This window comes from Granulicatella sp. WM01 (assembly GCF_004570605.1).
GTDB lineage: Bacteria > Bacillota > Bacilli > Lactobacillales > Aerococcaceae > WM01.
The window spans coordinates 1-19901 of sequence record NZ_SPPB01000018.1 but is presented as its reverse complement, the minus strand read 5'-3'; the positions used below and the strand labels follow the sequence as shown (position 1 = coordinate 19901).

Annotated in this window: 14 protein-coding genes and 1 pseudogene; 2 read left to right on the top strand and 13 right to left on the bottom strand. The window is 33.8% G+C overall.

Annotation, left to right across the window (positions count from 1 at the left end; all coding sequences use genetic code 11):
• Positions 1 to 25: 25 nt before the first annotated feature.
• From E4T68_RS03890 to miaA, 9 genes are all read right to left on the bottom strand, one after another.
• On the bottom strand, positions 26 to 457 hold the full coding sequence (locus tag E4T68_RS03890; protein ID WP_135124323.1) for a hypothetical protein: 432 nt from the start codon (positions 455 to 457) through the stop codon (positions 26 to 28).
• 167 nt (positions 458 to 624) lie between these two features.
• Positions 625 to 1056: a hypothetical protein gene (locus E4T68_RS03885; protein WP_135124321.1), complete on the bottom strand. Its 432-nt coding sequence runs from the start codon at positions 1054 to 1056 to the stop codon at positions 625 to 627.
• 597 nt (positions 1057 to 1653) lie between these two features.
• Entirely contained in the window at positions 1654 to 2409 is a 756-nt protein-coding gene (locus tag E4T68_RS03880) for a hypothetical protein (RefSeq protein WP_135124319.1), read from the bottom strand.
• A gap of 103 nt (positions 2410 to 2512) precedes the next feature.
• Complete coding sequence (locus E4T68_RS03875; protein WP_135124317.1) at positions 2513 to 3169, bottom strand: LiaF domain-containing protein; 657 nt, start codon at positions 3167 to 3169, stop codon at positions 2513 to 2515.
• Positions 3159 to 3620 carry a LytTR family DNA-binding domain-containing protein gene (locus tag E4T68_RS03870; RefSeq protein WP_135124315.1) on the bottom strand — a complete coding sequence of 154 codons (462 nt, stop codon included), beginning with the start codon at positions 3618 to 3620 and terminating at the stop codon, positions 3159 to 3161. The genes E4T68_RS03875 and E4T68_RS03870 overlap by 11 nt, the downstream gene beginning before the upstream one ends.
• A 390-nt stretch (positions 3621 to 4010) precedes the next feature.
• Complete coding sequence (gene thiI / locus E4T68_RS03865; protein WP_135124313.1) at positions 4011 to 5222, bottom strand: tRNA uracil 4-sulfurtransferase ThiI; 1212 nt, start codon at positions 5220 to 5222, stop codon at positions 4011 to 4013.
• Between the two features lie 13 nt (positions 5223 to 5235).
• Positions 5236 to 6369 carry a cysteine desulfurase family protein gene (locus E4T68_RS03860; protein WP_135124311.1) on the bottom strand — a complete coding sequence of 378 codons (1134 nt, stop codon included), beginning with the start codon at positions 6367 to 6369 and terminating at the stop codon, positions 5236 to 5238.
• Positions 6356 to 7612: a GTPase HflX gene (gene hflX / locus E4T68_RS03855; RefSeq protein ID WP_135124309.1), complete on the bottom strand. Its 1257-nt coding sequence runs from the start codon at positions 7610 to 7612 to the stop codon at positions 6356 to 6358. Before hflX ends, E4T68_RS03860 begins: the two co-directional genes overlap by 14 nt.
• Positions 7591 to 8511 carry a tRNA (adenosine(37)-N6)-dimethylallyltransferase MiaA gene (gene miaA, locus E4T68_RS03850; protein WP_135124307.1) on the bottom strand — a complete coding sequence of 307 codons (921 nt, stop codon included), beginning with the start codon at positions 8509 to 8511 and terminating at the stop codon, positions 7591 to 7593. The genes hflX and miaA overlap by 22 nt, the downstream gene beginning before the upstream one ends.
• A 74-nt stretch (positions 8512 to 8585) precedes the next feature.
• On the opposite strand from miaA, the gene E4T68_RS03845 reads away from it, so the two are divergent.
• The gene (locus E4T68_RS03845; protein WP_135124305.1) at positions 8586 to 8816 is read left to right on the top strand and encodes a helix-turn-helix domain-containing protein; all 231 of its coding nucleotides are present in this window, start codon (positions 8586 to 8588) and stop codon (positions 8814 to 8816) included.
• A 1174-nt stretch (positions 8817 to 9990) separates the two neighbouring features.
• Here E4T68_RS03845 and E4T68_RS03840 read toward each other — a convergent pair.
• From E4T68_RS03840 to pyrF, 4 genes are all read right to left on the bottom strand, one after another.
• Positions 9991 to 14232, bottom strand: coding sequence for a DUF1542 domain-containing protein (locus E4T68_RS03840; protein ID WP_135124303.1), 4242 nt, complete (start codon positions 14230 to 14232; stop codon positions 9991 to 9993).
• A 1035-nt stretch (positions 14233 to 15267) separates the two neighbouring features.
• Positions 15268 to 16482 (bottom strand): MFS transporter, encoded by a 1215-nt coding sequence (locus E4T68_RS03835; protein WP_370543842.1) that lies wholly within the window; start codon positions 16480 to 16482, stop codon positions 15268 to 15270.
• 1037 nt (positions 16483 to 17519) lie between these two features.
• The gene (gene pyrE / locus E4T68_RS03830; protein WP_135124299.1) at positions 17520 to 18167 is read right to left on the bottom strand and encodes an orotate phosphoribosyltransferase; all 648 of its coding nucleotides are present in this window, start codon (positions 18165 to 18167) and stop codon (positions 17520 to 17522) included.
• Positions 18167 to 18886 carry an orotidine-5'-phosphate decarboxylase gene (gene pyrF / locus E4T68_RS03825; RefSeq protein ID WP_135124297.1) on the bottom strand — a complete coding sequence of 240 codons (720 nt, stop codon included), beginning with the start codon at positions 18884 to 18886 and terminating at the stop codon, positions 18167 to 18169. Before pyrF ends, pyrE begins: the two co-directional genes overlap by 1 nt.
• 521 nt (positions 18887 to 19407) lie before the next feature.
• Here pyrF and E4T68_RS03820 point away from each other — a divergent pair.
• Positions 19408 to 19901, top strand: a pseudogene (locus tag E4T68_RS03820) (helix-turn-helix domain-containing protein); the annotation flags it as partial.

Below are 19901 nucleotides of genomic sequence, written 5' to 3'. Positions count from 1 at the left end.
ATATACACTGTCAAAAGTCTGTAAATTATTCATAAATCCACCAACCACCATTTTTTATAATTTTTGGTGGATTTAACATTTTTATTTTCTCTATATTCGGCATATCATCATATTTTTCTAAATAAAAATCTACTGCAATATAAGTATCTTTATTATTATTAAAAACACCTGTTAAAGATAAATTATATCCACTTGGTGTTATCCACCCATTACTAATACTATCAACCTCAAATGTTGACCAATCAAATTGCACACTTTCTATTTTTGGGTATCTTTTTTGGATATACTCAATCATGTCCACTTCATGCTCTTTCAAATAATTTAATTGTTTTTTACGATAATTTTCTTGTGGTGTTCCATTTAACGAAAATCCATTGAATGCCATTGTTGTGACTACTCCCCCTCCAATTAAAAGACCAGCAAGACCTAGTCTACATAATAATTTTTTCTTTGACATATTAACCCCTCCTTTTACTTATTATTTAACAGTATCTTTAATGATTATATTACAATACAACTGATACATAAATAGCTTGTCATTTATCTTTTTATCAAAAAATTAAATGCTCTTGTTAATATATACTTTGTGACAAATTAGCATATATATTATCAAATGTCTGTAAGTTATTCATATGGCACCCACACATTATCCGTCACAATTTCTGGATGATCGGATAATTTGATTTTTTTAATATTTGGTATATCTTCAGAATTTTCTAAATAAAATTCTACTCTTAGTCGGGTATTGTTTAAATTATTAAATTTTCCCTTTAACGATAATTTATTCCCACTTGTCGTTATCCACCCATTACTAATGGCATTCACTTGAAATGTTGACCAATCAAATTGTACACTTTCTATTTTTGGATATTCTTTTTTGATATACGCAATCATGTCCGCTTCATGCTCTTTTAAATAATTTAATTGTTTTTTACGATAATTTTCTTGTCGTGTACCATTTAACGAAAATCCATTGAGTGCCATTGTTGTGACTATCCCTCCACCAATTAAAAGACTGGCAATACCTAGTCTACATAATAATTTTTTCTTCGACATATTAAGCTCCTCCTCTTACTTATTATTTAACAGTATCTTTAATAATTATATTATAATACAACTGATACATAAATAGCTTGCCATTTATCACTAAAATTTAAAATAAACAATTTTTGATTTTGTCCATAAAACAACATCACTGCCACGTATAGCTAAATATGTATTATTTGTTAACGTCGGTGTGTCTGTTAGAAAATGATACTTTACATACAAGTGAGTTGAGGATAATTTCTAGTCCTCTCATACCACCGTACATGCCGTTCGGCACAAAGTGGTTCAATCAACGTTTAACGCATGTTATTCAAGATACTAATCTAAGCAAGCAGAAACTGAAAAAAACTAAAATTTTAGCATTTCGATTAATATTAAAAAAATTGAAAACAGCTTAGAACCAACGTTTATGATGACGTCTTTATAAGCTGTTTTTTATTTTAAGACTTTTTCACAGTCCTTTTTAGTAAGACATGTCCGTCGTACTAAAATTGGGTGGAATTTTAAAAATTCCACCCAATTTAGTGTCCACATTATTTTGGTATCCTACCCACACAAATTGGCGGACACCCACATAAAGTTTATGACATTATTCTGTTATTACTCTTAGTTTTCTAGTTCTATTTCGTCTGGTGTGTTCTCCACATCAACGACTTCTACTACTTCTTCGTTTGAAGAATTTGTTTCAGTTTCTGCTCTTTCCACACCTTTTCCTTGAGGAGTGTCTTGTTCAGTTTCAAAACTTTCTACACTTTCTTTATGCTTTTCTTCTTGTTTTCCCTCTTGTGTAGTATGTTCTACAATGCTTTGAGTAACCGGTTCATTATTGGTATAACTAGAAACAGGTTCTACAACTTTCTCAAAGGTGTCATCTTCTTGTGCAAAACTATTATATTTAGCTAATTTTTTTGCCTCTAAATCTACAAATATAACAACAATCACAGGAATACTGAACACTAATATCTGAGTTATAATGACACCCAATTGTACTCCTGACAAAGCTCTTAGTCCAGCCATGTAAAAATAAGGTATTCCAAACGTGTCATTTGTACTGCTTATACCTAATAATAGTCTAACACCAAAATACACATATATCAGTTTGAACACTAAGCGATTAACTGGAGTATGTTCTGATAACGTAATAAGCTCTTTCAACATCATCGCACAATTGACAAAGCCTAAGCATGTTACCAATATTTCAACTAATCCTACTTTGACATACGGTGAATTAGCTATTACTGTTAAGAAAATAACACCAATTGCACTCCCAAAGATACAGCATAATGTGGTAAACAGCATCCAATGTTTTACTTTTTTATACTGTATAAATCTTAAAATTGCATTTTTCTCGTCATTTTTCATAAACCCTCTTCCTTTCTTTTAAAAGATACTTTCATTATAGCACTATAACTATCTTTATACCACTATAACTATCTTTATACAATGATTTCTCTGATATTCTATATTAAATATAATGAATATCTATTTCTCCAAAAGCAACTATTCCTTCAATAATCAATGTCTTTATTTTTGATTGTTGGCTATAAAAATCTACCTCTCCAAATAACACCGTAGACTGATTGATAACTTTCCAGTCTGATGGGATAAACAATTTCATGCTCCCACAAATAACATGTGCATTCAAAGTAAGTGTATCATCTTTCATATCTGCTTCATTAAAATACAGATTAATTTCTCCACAAAAACACCGTGCAGACATAACATCTAGTTCTTTATTAGACACATATTGGATATTTTCTCCAAATAGAGTTGTATAGTGTGCTGATGAATTAAATTTTTTTTTTAAAACATGTATCTTTTTTTGATGAGTAGAGGAAAATAGAAACTGCAATCCAAAATACGTTAAAACTGCAATTAACAGAACTGTTTTTGTATGAATATCTGAAAATGAATATTCACTATTATACACAAAAAATAAAATAGTACTTGGAATAACAATCGCAGGTATATTTTGTCTTAACAGATTTTTTATGACAGAAATTCCACACACCAGTGTCATAACAATAAGGAATACAGGAACATGTGGAATGATTTTCAATTGATTTAATACTACTGCACCTGCCAATAACAAGCACACGATGCCCCAAAATTTAGTTTTCATACAAATACCTCATTTCATTTAATTTATCTTTTAAAAATTTATAATAATGACGAGAAACATGAACTTGCTTGTGACAATGTGCAAATCGAATTGTACTCGTTCCAGAAAACGAACGGTCTAAAGCATAAATCGCTTTAATATTGACCAAAACAGATTTAGATATACGGCAAAACTGAATAGGCATTTTAGCTTCAAGCTGATACAATTTTTCATGGGATTCAAAAATTTTCTGTATGGTATGCACATAAATTCGACTGTCATTTGCTTCAATAAACAAAATCTCTTGAATAGGAATAAAATATTCGCTGTCCTGTTTAAACACAGAAAGTTTATAATCACTCACATAGTTCAAACGCTTTTGAATAGCTATGACATCTTCATCTAACTGTTTTGCCTTGATAATCACTTCAAGATCATCCATTGCATCATCAATCTCAATTTTAATCTTCATTGCATCACCTCTTTATTGTAGTATACCCTTTTTGTATATTTTGTGAAGTCTTTTTACGTAAGTGGTCGTATTTAGACATCAACTGGTCTATTTTGACAGCTAAGACAACTATTATGCTAGACATCTTATCTATAATATATACCCAAGTTAATACATATCATTTCTTCCAAATTATAATCAACAACAAAGGGATATATTCCCCTGTAAAAATCATATTCTTCCTATTCCCTATATGTTCTAATCGTAATCATTTTCCTCTTAATTTCTCCCTTTATTATTCTTAATATCATAGTTTTTATATAAAAAACCGTGTTGATGCAATCTTTTTATTTATCAACACGATTTATAATACATTCATTTTTATGGCTGATTTCTTAGGTTATATATCTATTATAATAGCTCGTCCATATCCTTTGTATCTTCCTCAAAAGATGTATCAGATGATATTGGATAAATCTTTACATGGTTTACAGCTTCTTGAATAAGAGCATCTACGTCTAATTTTTCTTCATAATGATGTACTTTATCTAAATTAGGCTTCGTTTTTGGTGAAGGAGGGGCAAAAACAGTACAACAATCTTCAAACGGTTGAATAGACAATTCAAATGTGTCTATTTGTTCAGCTATTTGAATAATCTCTAACTTATCCATGGCAGCAACAGGTCTTAAAATAGGTGTGTTTGTCACTTCATTAATAGCAATCATACTATGTAATGTTTGAGAAGCCACTTGTCCAATAGATTCTCCATTTAAAATCACTAAACCTTTTCTTTTTTGACGTAATTCATCAGTGATACGTAACATAAATCGACGTGTTAATGTCATTAAATACGTATCTGGACAATTTGCTTTAATCGCTTCTTGAATTTTCGTAAATGGCACTTCAATAAACTGAATTGTTCCACCGTATTTTGCCAACTTTTTAGTCAATTCTTGTGTTTTTCGTAAAGATTGTGGACTAGTGTAAGGAGGACTGTAAAAATGAACCATTTCAATGTCTAGTCCTCGTTTTAAAGCTAAATAACTCGCAACTGGAGAATCTATTCCTCCAGATAACATCATCATCCCTCTCCCACTTGTTCCAACCGGTAATCCACCTGCTCCTTTATACACTTGTGTACTAACATAAATGGCTTCACGTCTAACATCTACTTTAATTTGAATATCCGGTTGTTTCATACGCACACTTAATTGTGGGTAGGCTTGTAATACCACTTGACCTAATGCTAAATTTAATTCTTGTGTATCCATATAAAACTCATGATCAGAGCGTTTAGCAGCAATTTTAAACGTTTTATTCTCCAAATCTCTGTCAGCTAATAATTGAACCACTTGTTTAGATAACTGACTAAAATCTTTATCTACCTTGTACACTGGTGAATAACTTTGAATACCAAACACATGCTCCAAGTAAGGCAGAACCTCATGCTCTAAAGCACCATTTAAATCTAAGTACATAAAATCATATTCGGGTCTAACTTTGACACTAGGGAAATTTCTCAATGCTTTTTTCACATTATAGGCTAATTGTTGAATAAAATTCTTCTTATTTTTTCCTTTAGTGGATAATTCGCCGTAACGAATCATAATGTTTACTTCCATTTTTTATTTTCTCCTATTTCATAATTTTACTAAACTGAGCATACAACGCCGTAAATACTTTTTCAAAATGCTGTAATTCCTCAAGCGTATTGTAATATGAGAAACTAACACGTACAGCACATGTTGATAATTCTGTTGGAATGTTCATTGCTGATAAAGTATGGTGTGCTTTGTTAATTTTAGAAGAGCATGCACTTGTTGTAGAAATATAAATCTTTTCTTTTTCAAGAGCATGCACCATAACTTCCCCACGTACACCAGAAAGTGCAAAGGTTACAATATGATGTGTGGCATTGTCTGGCGATAACACATGAACAGACTCAAATGTTTTTAAAAATGCACGTAATCGTTGCGATAATTTGTCTACATGAGTGACATCTTGTTGTTGTTTTTCACGATATAAACGTAAAGCCTTTGCCATAGCAACATTATTTCCAACATGCTCTGTCCCACTTCTCAATCCTTTTTCTTGTCCACCACCATGGAGTAAAGGCTGAATACGACGTCCTTCTTTTTTATATAAAATCCCTGTTGCTCTTGGGCCATGATACTTATGTGCTGATAAACTTAATAAATCAACTCGTTTAGGTATGCCTTGTTTAAGCACATCATCAACTGCTTGAACGGCATCAACATGAAAATGAATATGAGGATACTCTTGTAATACTTCTGCAATAGCTTGAATGGGTTGAATACTACCTACCTCATTATTAACCCACATAACTGACACTAGAATAGTGTCTGAATGTATAGCAGCTTTTAATGCCTCAATAGAGACAATCCCTTGAGCATTGACTGGTAAATAAGTAACTGTGTAGCCCATTTTTTCAAGAAAATGCATTGTTTTAGTGACTGATGGGTGTTCAATTTGTGTGGTTATCACATGCTTTCCTCGTTTTTCAAACGCTGTACCTAAAATAGCTGCATTATTACTTTCTGTTCCACCACTTGTAAAATAAATACTTTCTGTCGTCACATGCAATAAGTTGGCAATTTGCTCCCTTGCTTTTTCTAATAATTGTCTGGCTTGCACACCTAAATCATGCAAACTTGATGGGTTGCCAATATAGTGTTCTTGAACTTTTTGAATGGTTTGTATGACCTCTTTCAACATGGGTGTCGTTGCACTATTATCAAAATATATCATCATTTTTCTCCTGTTTAGCTAGTGTATCGGCAATAAACGGTGACGTTTTTTTCGCAAATCCTACGACTTCATACTCAAGAGTATCCGCATTAAACGTTGAATTCGTCACAAATGTTTCATTTGTCAATTTTGTGACGATTGCCTCTTGCCCTAATGGATAAGATAAGTTGTAGGCACATAATTGCTTTTGAATATGCTCCCATAAAAAGTAATGTAACTGCCTAATATCTTCTTCTAACAAAGTAGATAACCAAATATAAGGTTTCAACGTTGGCGTAAACTGCTCTTGAATTTTATCTTTTTTATTATAGACTGTAATCATAGGAATAGTATCCATACGTAATTCTTTGAGTAAATGTAAAACCGTTTTTTCATGCTCTTGGTAGTTCTCTGCCGAACTATCCACAACATGAATAAAAAAATCTACGGAACGACTTTCTTCCAATGTTGATTCAAAAGCATGAATAAGCTGTGTTGGAATATCTTGAATAAATCCAACTGTATCGGTGATTGTCATTTTAAATTGATGACACAACTTAAATTGACGTGTTAGTGGATCAAGTGTGGCAAACAGTTGATCCTGTTCATAAGTTTTAGCATCCGTTAGACGATTAATCAATGTTGATTTACCTGCATTTGTATATCCAATTAAACCAATTTGAAAAATTTGGCTATTTTTACGCTGTTCTCTTGAACGTTGGCGATGTTCAGACACTTCTTTTAATTGACGTTTACATTCACTAATTTGTGTTTGAATGTGCCGTTTATCTGATTCTAACTTTGTTTCCCCTGGTCCTCTTGTTCCAATTCCTCCACCAAGTCTTGACATGTTTTTCCCTTGTCCTGATAAACGGGGTAGTAAATAATTTAATTGTGCAAGCTCAACTTGAAGCTTACCCTCCTTACTTCTAGCACGCAAAGCAAAAATATCTAAAATCAATTGAATACGATCAATCACTTTACACTCTATTTGCTCTTGAATATTTCGCACATGACTTGGCGATAATTCTTGTTGAAAAACAATAGTATCGGCCTGTAATTCGTCCACCAAAGCAACTAATTCCTGCATTTTTCCTTTTCCAATAACTGTTTTGGAATCAAATCGCTCTCTTTTTTGCGTTAAAGTTGCTACAACTTGTCCACCTGCAGTTTGGCAAAGTTGTTCTAGCTCTTCTAAACTATATTGAAAAGCATCGTCTTTTTCAGTCCTTTGAACACCAACTAAGATAACTTTTTCAACCATGCGTCCACCTCCTCAAATAATATCTCTTTATCATCTTCTAAACAATCAAACCATCTTACTGACATTCGGTTTCTAAACCATGTTAACTGTCTTTTCGCATATCGTCTTGAATTGCGTTTCAACACTTCAACACAGTCCTCTAAAGTGGCTTCTTGTTGCAAATAAGGGAATAATTCCTTATATCCGATTGCTTTTAAACTCTGTGTATTGTCTGGATAATGCTGATTGAAAAGCCATTCGGCTTCTTGCAATAAGCCTTGCTCCATCATCATATCAACTCTTTGATTAATACGCTCGTAAAGATATTCTCTACATGTTGTCAGCCCAATGATAAAAGCATCATATCTTTCTTTTGTGCATTGTTCAGAAAATAATTGCCCTGTTTGCTCAATTACTTCTAAAGCACGGATAATCCGTCTAGGATTATTGATATGTATGTGTTGTGCTGCCTTAGGATCTTTTTGGCTCAATTCTTGATACAAGCACTCTATGCCCTCTTTGTCAACACGTTCTTGTAGTCTTAGGCGACAATTTGAGGTGTAAGAATTTTCTCCTCCAAAGCTCATTTGCCTCAACAATCCCTCAATATATAGTCCTGTGCCACCAACAACAATTGGAAGATTTCCCCGCTCGATAATGTCAGCAATTTTCTCCTGCGCCATTGCTTGAAATTGGCTAGCACTATACGATTCATTTGGTTCTAAAAAATCAATGAGATGATGCGGAATATGTTGCATATCTTCTGGCTTAATTTTAGCCGTTCCAATTGAAAGATGACGGTAAATTTGCATAGAGTCACCACTAATGATTTCTCCATGATATGTTTTAGCTAATTCTAAACTTAATGCCGTTTTTCCTACTGCCGTAGGCCCGACGATAACTAATATTTTTTCTTTCATTTTTTTCTCTTTCGTTGAATTTATCTATGTATCATGATACCATAAACTTGATAAAAAGTCGCAAGGAGTTTTTTATGTATTTAACAATTTCTCAAACTGCCGAATATTTACATCTTGATGTATCTGAAATTGTACGTCTTATTCGTGAAAAACAAATTCGATACGTACGAGTTGATGATGATATTTTAATTTACAAAGAGCAATTCAATTTGTTTTTAAAGGAACGTGAACGGTATTTAAAAGAGTACCAAGACTATTTGAATACCCCTCTCCCAGATGATATTGATATTAAAGATGAAGATTAATGAAAGCATCACTTTTATGGTAATCCGGTTTATTTCATTACCGTGTAATATTAAGCAGGTTATGTACCAAACACACACGAACACATGTTATGTATCAACATGTTTATATGACACAAATTGTCAAAGAGAAAATTTAACTCCACTTCCTTTTACTTTTTCTCAAGTTCTCTAGCCTTTCTATTTTCTTTCTCACAGCAATTCATTTTTTCATCAAGATTTTTCAAGTACTCATGACAGTTTTTTTCAATATTTATCTGTCCATCTCTTACTTTATGAAAACTTGTTAGCATCATCTTACATTATGTTCGCTTTTTTATTCCCATTACCTTTTCCTCGTTTTCCAAAACATGACCATTTTGAAAAAGTCGATAGTAAAAACTGCCGTAACCTTATTAGGAACTTCAAAAAATAAATAAGCAAACTTCACGTGTCGTATCACCATACCTCTACCTATCGTGACGTTATCGTCACTATTTTTTGAGTGTACGGCACATCGAATAGCAATCAAAAGCGTTCACTTACAAAATTATATTTATATCTCTAAGAAACGCACGCTTTCTAATATGCTTGTTTTTTTATACCACTTGGAAAAGTACATTCATCACTATTTTTTATAGTTGCTTTATGCAAAAAAAGTGTAGCGATTTTGCAAAATCGCTACACTTTTTTATTAGGCTACTTTGTTATCTCCGATGTCCTACAATTCATGCGATAACTTTTTATCCCTTACAATCTGTTTAATCACTAGACTGTTGTTGCAAAAATAATTGAAGAATTTATTTTTACACTTTATCTCTTTCATGAATTGAAAACATGCAAAAAGATTTTTCAATATGTGCAAGACACGAAAAATACATGTTTAAATCATTGTACGGAATAGACATCCCTTGACTGTTTCTATCAAAACAATCACTATTTAAAATTATTTTATCTAAAATAAAGCTATTTAACATTACTTTATCTAAAAAATCTCACTATCTAAAATTCATTTATTTTTTCTAAGCAAACGGTTCCCCTACCCTTATACCCTAAATTGCTATTTCTTACACACGCTCTTCTCAAAATCTTTTTGCTTTGTTCTCTTTTCATGACTATATTTGCATCACTCATGATTTGCTTTAATCTATCATGCCTTTACATTAAACAGTCAATAATTTATCTTCAATTTACTTGATTATTTTGAACGTTCTTTTTTGCGACGTGATAAAAATAACGCACCTAGTAAACTTAACATGCCACCGGCTAAAGCTGCTGATGTTGTTTCACTTGTTCCAGTATATGGCAATAATCCTTTTCCTTTACCTTTTACTTTCACATAGTTATACTCTGTAATGGCTTTAACACCACGATTTGTTGCATCTGTGATAGCTTTTTCATCTTTAGCTGCACGAACTTCTTCTTTAGCTTTAGCCACTAATTTATCAACTTCTGCTTTAGCAGTCGCTTTTTCTTGTGCATTCAAATCGCCACGAGCATCAATTTCTGCTTTTTTCTTAGCTGCTGCCTCATCAATCAATTGAGCGGCAACTTCTTTAGAACTCACTGACACCTGGAAAGCCTCAATCGTTTGTTTGCCAACTTTTTCAGCTTGCTCAACGTCTGCATTAGTACTTGCTTTGTCAATGTTTCCTTTTGCTTCATCAGCTAATTTGTCAATTTCCGCTTTGGCTTTTGCTTTTTCATTAGCCGTCAAATCATCTCGAGCATCGATTTCTGCTTTTTTCTTAGCTGCTGCTTGGTCAATAGCGTCTTTGGCTGCTGGTTTTGCTTTGGCAACTGGATTGATGCTATCAATTTCAGTTTTCCCTTGATTTTTAGCTTCCTCAACTGCTGCATCAGTGTTTGCTTTATCAATTGCTGCTTTGGCTTTATTAGCAGCTTCGTCAACCAATTGTTTTGCTACTTCTTTTTCTTCTTGTGTTAAATCACCTCGAGCATCAATTTCTGCTTTTTTCTTAGCTACCTCTTGGTCAATTGCAGCTTTAGCTTCTGTTTTTGCTTTTGCTTCTGGATTAATGCTATCAATTTCAGTTTTGCCTTGATTTTTAGCTGTTTCAACGTCTTTATCAGTGCTTGCTTTATCAATAGCTTCTTTTGCTTTATTAGCAACTTCATCAACCAATTGTTTTGCTGCGTCTTTTTCTTCGTCTGTTAAATCATCTCGAGCATCAATTTCTGCTTTTTTCTTAGCTGCCTCTTGGTCGATAATTGCTTTTGCTGCTGGTTTTGCTTTGGCTTCTGGGTTAACAGCATCAATTTCTGCTTTACCTTGATTTTTAGCTTCCTCAACTGCTGCATCAGTTTTTGCTTTATCAATAGCTCCTTTTGCTTTATTAGCAGCTTCGTCAACCAATTCTTTTGCTTTTGCTTTTTCTTCGTCTGTTAAATCAGCTCGAGCATCAATTTCTGCTTTTTTCTTAGCTACCTCTTGGTCGATAATTGCTTTTGCTGCTGGTTTAACTTTAGCTTCTGGATTAATGCTATCAATTTCTGCTTTACCTTGATTTTTAGCACCCTCAACGTCTGCATCAGTTCTTGCCTTATCAATAGCTTCTTTTGCTTTATTAGCAGCTTCATCAACCAATTCTTTTGCTTTTGCTTTTTCTTCGTCTGTTAAATCATCTCGAGCATCAATTTCTGCTTTTTTCTTAGCTGACTCTTGGTCGATAATTGCTTTTGCTGCTGGTTTAACTTTGGCAACTGGATTGATGCTATCAATTTCTGTTTTACCTTGATTTTTAGCACTCTCAACGGCTGCATCAGTTCTTGCTTTATCAATAGCTTCTTTTGCTTTATTAGCAGCTTCGTCAACCAATTCTTTTGCTTTTGTTTTTTCTTCGTCTGTTAAATCATCTCGAGCATCTATGGCTGCTTTTTTCTTAGCTGCCTCTTGGTCGATTGCGGCTTTGGCTGCTGGTTTTACTTTGGCTATTGGATCAATGCCATTAATTTCATCAACACCGTTCGCTTTTGCTTGGTCAATATCAGCTTGATTTGTTGCTGAATCCATTGCTTGCTTAGCTTTGGCAATCGCTTCGTCAACTAATTGTTTTGCTTTTGCTTTTTCTTCGTCTGTTAAATCATCTCGAGCATCAATGGCTTTCTTTTTAGTTGCACCAATCTCATCAATCTCTTGTCTAGCTTGCTCTTTAGCCCCTTTTACAGAAACGGCTTGAATCGCTCTAATGCCAGCATCTTTTTCTTGATCGACAGCTGCATTGGTGCTTGCTTTGTCAATAGCATCTTTTGCACGTTGTGCTAGATCATCTACTTCTTGTCTTTTCGCTTCTTTTTCTGCATCTGTTAAATCGTTATGCTGATTAATTTCTTCTTTTTTAGCTGTTGCAGCTGCATCAATTTCAGCTTTAGCATTATTTTTATAAGTTGGTGTAACCGGTACAGCGTTAATAGCAGCTTTTCCATTAGATACGGCTGTTGTTATAGCCTCGTTAGTTGTGGCATTATCAATATCAGCCTTAGCTTTATTTAATTTAGCTTCAACTGCTGCATTAGCGATTGCTTTTTCTTCATCTGTTAAAGGAGAACTTGCAATAGTTGCTTTCTTTTTATTCGCTTCATCTTCAACAGAATCTTTAGCTGCCTGTTTACCACTTTGTCCTTGCACATTTCTAATCGCCGTTTGACCATTTGTTTTTGCCGTTTCTACGGCAGCATTAGTGCTTGCTGCATCAATTTCAGCTTTAGCTTTAGCGGCTTCTGTATCTACTTTTGCTTTAGCTATCTCTTTTTCTTCCGTTGTCAATACAGTATTGCTATCAATTTCTTTCTTTTTAGCTGCAGCTGCTTCATCAATGGCTGCTTTAGCATCTGTTTTCACTTTTGAATTAACCGGCACATTTTGAATTGCAGTTTTTCCTGCTTCTAATTCACGAGTAATATCAGCTTCAGTTGTTGCTTGCTCAATTTTATCTTTAGCTGCTGCAGCGACTGTATCAACTTGCTCTTTAGCTTTTACTTTCTCTTCGTCTGTTAAATTAGAATGATTATCAATTTCTGCTTTTTTCTTAGCCACTTCTGCATCAAGTGTTGCCTTAGATGTTTCTTTAGCACTTTGTACTTTAATGGCTCTAATATCAGCAATACCTTTGTTTTTCGCTGCTGTTACAGCAGCGTTGTCTGCGGCTCTGTCAATTTGAGCTTTGGCTGCATCAGCTGTTGTTTTTACGGTTTCTTTCCATCTAGCTTTTTCAGTAGGCGTTAATCCAGCTTTGGCATCAATCTCAGCATTTTTCTTAGCCACTTCTGCATCAATTTCTGCTTTAGCATTTGATTTAGCTGTACCTGTTGCAGCTACACCATTGATAGCTGTAACCCCTGCATTTTTAGCCGTATCTACATTAGCATTCGTTGCTGCTGCATCAATAGCTCCTTTGGCTTTATTCACTTCAGCATCAACTTTTGCCTTAGCAGCAGCTTTTTCTTCTGTTGTTAACGCATTGTTGTTATCAATACTAGATTTTTTAGTTCTAGCAGCTGTGTCAATGGCTGCTTTAGCATTATTTTTATAAGTCGGTGTAACCGGTACTGCATCAATCGCACTAATGCCGGCATTTTTAGCATTTTGAATATCAGTAGGCGTTTGTGCATTATTAATCGCTGTTTTAGCTTTAGTGGCTTCTACGTCAACTTTTGCTTTAGCAGCCGTTTTTTCTTCTGTCGTTAATGCACTGTTTCTATCAATGGCATTCTTTTTAGCTGCAGCAGCATCATCAATTGCTTTAATAACTGGACTTTTATCTAGTTGAACAAATCTACCTACTGAAAAATAATGTGTATCATCGTAAATCTGGGTACCATTCCGTTTTGTATTTTCTTTATAAACAACTTTGACACGATTTCCTTCTATGGTAATACTTTTGATGTTCTGTTCATCTACCCTATTTGCTTGACGAAACGCTGCAATGACAGCCTCTTTTTCTTGGGCAGTTAACGCATCAGGATTAGCAACCCCTACTTTAGTTTTTGGTCGTATAGGGCTATAGAAAATATAACCTACAAAATGGCCTGGTGAGGAAACCGTATCACTTGGCTCAAGATAAGACTTTGTCCCATCCAAAAATTCAACCGTAAGACGTCCATTATCAGCAACAGTAACGCCTTTGACATTCCTCAAGAGCTCATTGTTCATCCAAAAAAACTGCTCAACACGCACCTTACCCAATTCATCAAGCACCCCTGATTCTCTAAGAGGCCATTTAAGTATTGGAGGAGTTAGTGTTTGTGCTGCGTAAGCAGATACCCCTAAATGATATTCTGGTAAACCCGTTAACAAGACACTTGTCCCTAACATTACCGAAAACGTTCCTAACGTAAACTTACGAATACTAAAACGCGAACGCTTTGATTGATTAAATAAATTTTTCATATCACATACCATACCTTTCTTTTCCATCATCTAGAATTAGCAATCCATTCTATATTCACTTATTTTAGTATATATATATATATATGTCAACACTTATAAAATAGCCAAAACATCGAGATATAGTTAACAACAAACGAATATTAAAAAAATTTCTTTTTTTATCGTTCAGATTTCTTATACAAAAGCACTTGAAAAATATAGTTTTAGTCCTTAATACCAAAATTTTTCAGACAAATATATCTATTGCTCCATCACTTCAGTATGCCCACAAAATTCTAAAAAATACTCTCCTTATAGAAAAAAATATTTACTGATAAGGCTAACTTTATTGCATTTTCTTTTTATAGCTATGACGTAAACACCATATCTGTTGTATCCTTTCTCCTTTAAAACTGCCTTGACTTGATAAAATAAGATAAGCCTATTTCTATATTTTGTCATTATTCATCAGTAATGACTTACTTTATAATCATCTATAAAATCTATCTGTACATCACACCACCAGCATAACTGATTATGTAAACTAAAAAGTGTAGCGATTGTTGACATCATCGCTACACTTTTTTATACAATCTATCCTATTCTTTCTATATCCTACATTAACTTTTTGTCCTTTATAAACCATTAACCAAATACGCTTATTTTTAACAAATCGACTGGCAAACAAAGACATTCACTCATACCATTATGTTTATATTCCTAAGAAAAGCACGTTTTTTATCACTAGGAGCAATTCATTGACGAACATATCTTTTTATAACACAAAACCAGAATATACACATGTATACTCTGGTTAGTCTTAGAAATCATGAGATGACTAAAATATGCTAGTCATGACAATATTGTGTTGAGTGTATTCATATCAATATTATGTTAGATACCAACATACTCTAAATGATGACAAAAGATGTGTTAAATCTATCTTTATTGACATTGTAATCTATTTTAAATCTTTTTTAATCGTCCACTTTATGACGTGTTGTCTTATATTCCACTTTCAAACAAGTGTTCACATCATCTGTATACGCTACTGTTCCAAGGGGAATGCTCTGTAATGCAAAGGCACTATTCATTCCCTAATTGAGCATACAATTTAGGGGACAAGTTTTTAATGCTCAACATGGCAATAAGACTTAGCACGTATAAAGACGCTAAGAAAATCATAACAACACTCACATTAGAGCGTTCTAAAATATACCCGATTGCCAATGATGAAAACCCACCAATTGCTCGACCAATATTTAAAATCACATTATTGGCTACACTCCGAATACGATGAGGGTATAGGCGTGTAATCATCGCTCCATAACCTGCAAACATACCATTGACAAAAAAGCCAACAATAGCTCCACCGATTAACAATGTCCATTCGGTTGTTGCAAAACTAAACAAATAAACAGACACAGCCGAAGATAATAAAAACACCGTATACACAATTTTTGGACCATATTTATCTAAAAATTGACCAAATGTAACCATACCTAAACACATGCCTAAAATAGTTGTAATCATCCACATATTAGAATGGCTTACACTAACTCCTGCTTGTGCTTGCATAATACTAGGTAACCAATTCATCATGCCAAAATAGCCTGCAATTTGAACGGTTGTCATCACACTCAAAGCAACTGTTTGCGCAATTAATTGTGGACTAGCAAATAAATCGCTAATTTTTCCTGTGACAACGTCTTTTGCTTCATGAGCATCAAAATCACTCACTTGATTAGCATCAACTGCCATATAAGACCACAAAACAATAAGTAAGGGGAATAAACCACATAAAAATAGTCCTCTCCACCCAAATAACGGTGCAATAAATCCTGCTAAAATAGCTGATAAAATAGACCCAATTTGTCCAACAATTCCATTTAAAGACGAAATACGCCCCATTTTCTCTTTAGGAACTAAACCAGCCATAATCGCAATAGCAACACCATATTCTCCACCTACACCAATGCCTGCGATAAAACGCATCACATATAAATAATAAATATCTGTTGTAAAAAAAATAAGTGCAGTTGCTACCGAAAAAATAATGATAGTCCAACGGAATACTTTAAATGTATTATATTTATCGGCTAATACACCGAATAATAATCCACCTAGCAACATACCTAAGTTGGTAATAGTAGAGGCAAAACCTCCAGCTGTTTTGGAAATACCTAAATCGGTAATCATTGACGTTAACGAAAACGCTAAAAACATAACATTCAAATCATCTGTCCCAGACGCTACAATAGCTGAAATTAGGGCATTACGATTGTTTTTTGATAATTTCATCATCTTTCTCCTTAATGAATGATCTCGTCATTCTTTATTAATGTACATAAAAATAGAATTACAATGTTTCTTGCACAACTTTTGTCATATCCCCTCACTTTCCTAGACTAATAGCAAACTATTGTTAGCCATTACGAGAATTAGCACCCTAAGCCACTAATTCAACCTTTCTATTATACCAAAATAACCATTAATCTCCTAATTATAATGCCTATTTGCCTCTTTCTATCTCATTTGTTTTTGTCAGACTACCCTATTTATACAATACACCAACAAAAGAGTTATGGCATCTCTAATACATATCCACGTACATGTTCCCTTTATGATGAGCATACTGAAATAATGTAGTGCAAAATAACAATATACCCACTTTATTCAAAACCTTTGCCAGCCAAACTACCAAACAACCTATTCACTACTTATGCTCAAATAGCATCTTGCACATTCAATCGCAAAATAATTGCACACAATGTATGTTTTGCATCAAATCTATCACACAAAAATGTATACGCCTGATTTTTTTAAACAAGATTTATTAAAAAAATCATGTGTTTATAACACAAAAAGATTTCTCTATTAGAATACTATATATTTGATTTTACAGGTCTGTTTGTCATTAAACTTTTGAAAATATTCCAATTCCTTTCTCTAACAATTTACACATGCCACTAAAAAAAACTTTAAAATAAGGTTTGTACGTCCCCCACTTTAAAGTTTTTTATTTATTAAAAATTTATCTAATATTTATCTTTATTATATGATTTAACTCTAATAAAGTTCCCCTACCTATTCATTTCCAACATGTGACTTAGTCTGTTCTACTAGGTGTAACCTGTTTTGACATGAATAGCATTCAATTTTTAATGTGTGATTATTGATATTTTATTAACACGATACTACAAAATCGTTAAACAACAGATAGTGACTAATCAAAAATAAACAATCAACATTCCCCTGTGATGCGATACCGTCAATAGAAAATTCAACTATCTTAAATGTTTACATATCATTTCTCACATATTTAAACGCTATTTTTATCAATGTTCACTCATACGTTCTGACCAAGCAAGTGGATCTTGGTGCCACTGCTCTAATGTGTCTTGATATGCTTTCAATTCTGGAGATTGTACAGCTACTTTAATCAATGCCTCATAATTAGTTAAGGTATATAATGGATAGTCAAGTGCTTCAAAAGATTTTTTCCCATTTGGCAATAAATAGTTAAAAATCGCAAAACACCCTTGAACATCTCCACCAGCTTCTTTAACAATATTAGCCGCATGAATAACACTCTTTCCAGTGCTAATTAAATCCTCAATCATCACGACTTTACTATTAGGGAGTAATTCTCCCTCAATTGCTGATTTTTTCCCATGCTCTTTGGCACTTGAACGCACATAAATCATTGGTTTTTGCAATAAATGTGCCACCAGTGCAGCATGTGGAATGCCTGCTGTTGCAGTTCCAGCAATCACGTCGACATCTGGGCATTTTTCAATAATTAAATCGGCTAAGGCCTGTGCCACAATATTTCTTTCAATTGGGTGGCTAATAATTAAGCGATTGTCACAATAAATAGGCGATTTTAACCCAGACGTCCATGTAAATGGTGATGACGGACTTAAAGCCACTGCCTTAATATTCAGCAAAATTTGTGCAATTTTTTGTTCTACGTGTTCACTCATTATTCTTCACTACTCCAGTCTTGTGTAATCTTTTCATAACTTCCAAACGGATTTTCAGAACAAGTAATCGGTCTACCAACAACGATATAATCACTTCCTGTATGTCTAGCTTGTTCTGGAGTCATGATACGCACCTGATCATCTTGTTTTGCCTCAGCACAACGAATACCGGGTGTAACGGTTAAAAAATCCTCTCCACACGCTTGTTTAATCATACGCACTTCATGTGGCGAACAAACTACACCGTCCAAACCTGCCTCCTTAGTCAACTTAGCCAAATGTACAATATTATCAGCCATATTTACTGAAATTTGTTGTTGGTCTTTTAACTGTTTTTCATCAGTAGACGTCAATTGTGTTACTGCTATGAGTAGTGGTCGCTTTTTCCCAGGTAAAGTGCCTTTTTCTAAGCCTTTTAAAGCAGCTTTCATCATTGCTAAGCCCCCTTGAGCATGCACATTAACCATGGATACGCCTAATTGAGCTAACACACTCATTGAACGCTCTACTGTATTCGGAATATCATGCAACTTCAAATCTAAAAATATCTCATGCCCTTTTACAAGCAATTCATTTATAAAACTAGATCCTTGAGCATAAAAAAGCTCCATGCCTACTTTCACATTCAACTTTTGACCACTTGGAAACTGCTTCAAAAAAGAAATAGCCTCATCTAATGTTGCAAAATCTAATGCAATAATCGGTTTTTGTCTATCCATGTCACACTCTCTCTTTCTACGTTTATCACTCCAGCATAGCAAAACCAACTTATAGAGCAACCTCTCCACTTATGCCTTGCCATAACTTGATGAAAATTTTACCAAACTCTTTGCATGCTGTACCTATTCCTAAAAAAAGATGCTCAACCTAATGTCCACTCAATAGAGTATAACCAAAGTCATACATCATAATAGCCTATAAGCACTCACTAAAAGATTGGCATTTTCAGCTCAATAATAGTCCTTTCATTGACCTTACAACATACACGGCACAAAAAAACGACCATTATGCTCGCATAACAAATCGCACACAGACAGATTTATAGAAAAATACTTCTACACAAAACAGATCTTTCATGCTTCTCGAACACGATTAAAGAGCCTAAATATTGACTTGATTATATCATTTATTTTTTATTTGTCAATTTTTATACACATTATTTCTAAAAAATATCAATCGAATGTGATAATGTCTTAAAGTAATCGAATGACAAAATGTCCCAAAATGATAAACTAGAGATATGAAAAGGATAGAATTAACAGTGAATGAAATAAAAAAATATAACGTCATCAAAGCCGTTCATCATGGCAAAAAAACAAAACAACGTGCCTGTGTTGAATTAACTTTATCATTAAGACAAATTAACCGACTACTTAACAATTATGTTCAATTGGGGAAGTCAGCTTTTTCTCATAAAAATAAAAAACGCTCGCCAAAGCATAGTCTACCTGAATCTACTAAAACTTTTATTGTAGAACTATACCAATCATTTACCAATTTAAAACCTAATGTTGTTCATTTTACTGAAATTTTAAAACAAGAACATGGCATCAATTTAACAGATACAACTGTTCGTACCATTCTCTATAACCATGGAATGATTTCTCCCAAAACACATCGTAAAACAGTAAAACGACTAAAACAACAGAAAAAAGTAGCACAACAGGTGAGACATGAATTGTCTACAAACTTACCCCGTTCTTGTGAGTTTCTAGCAGATAGTGACACTATCCA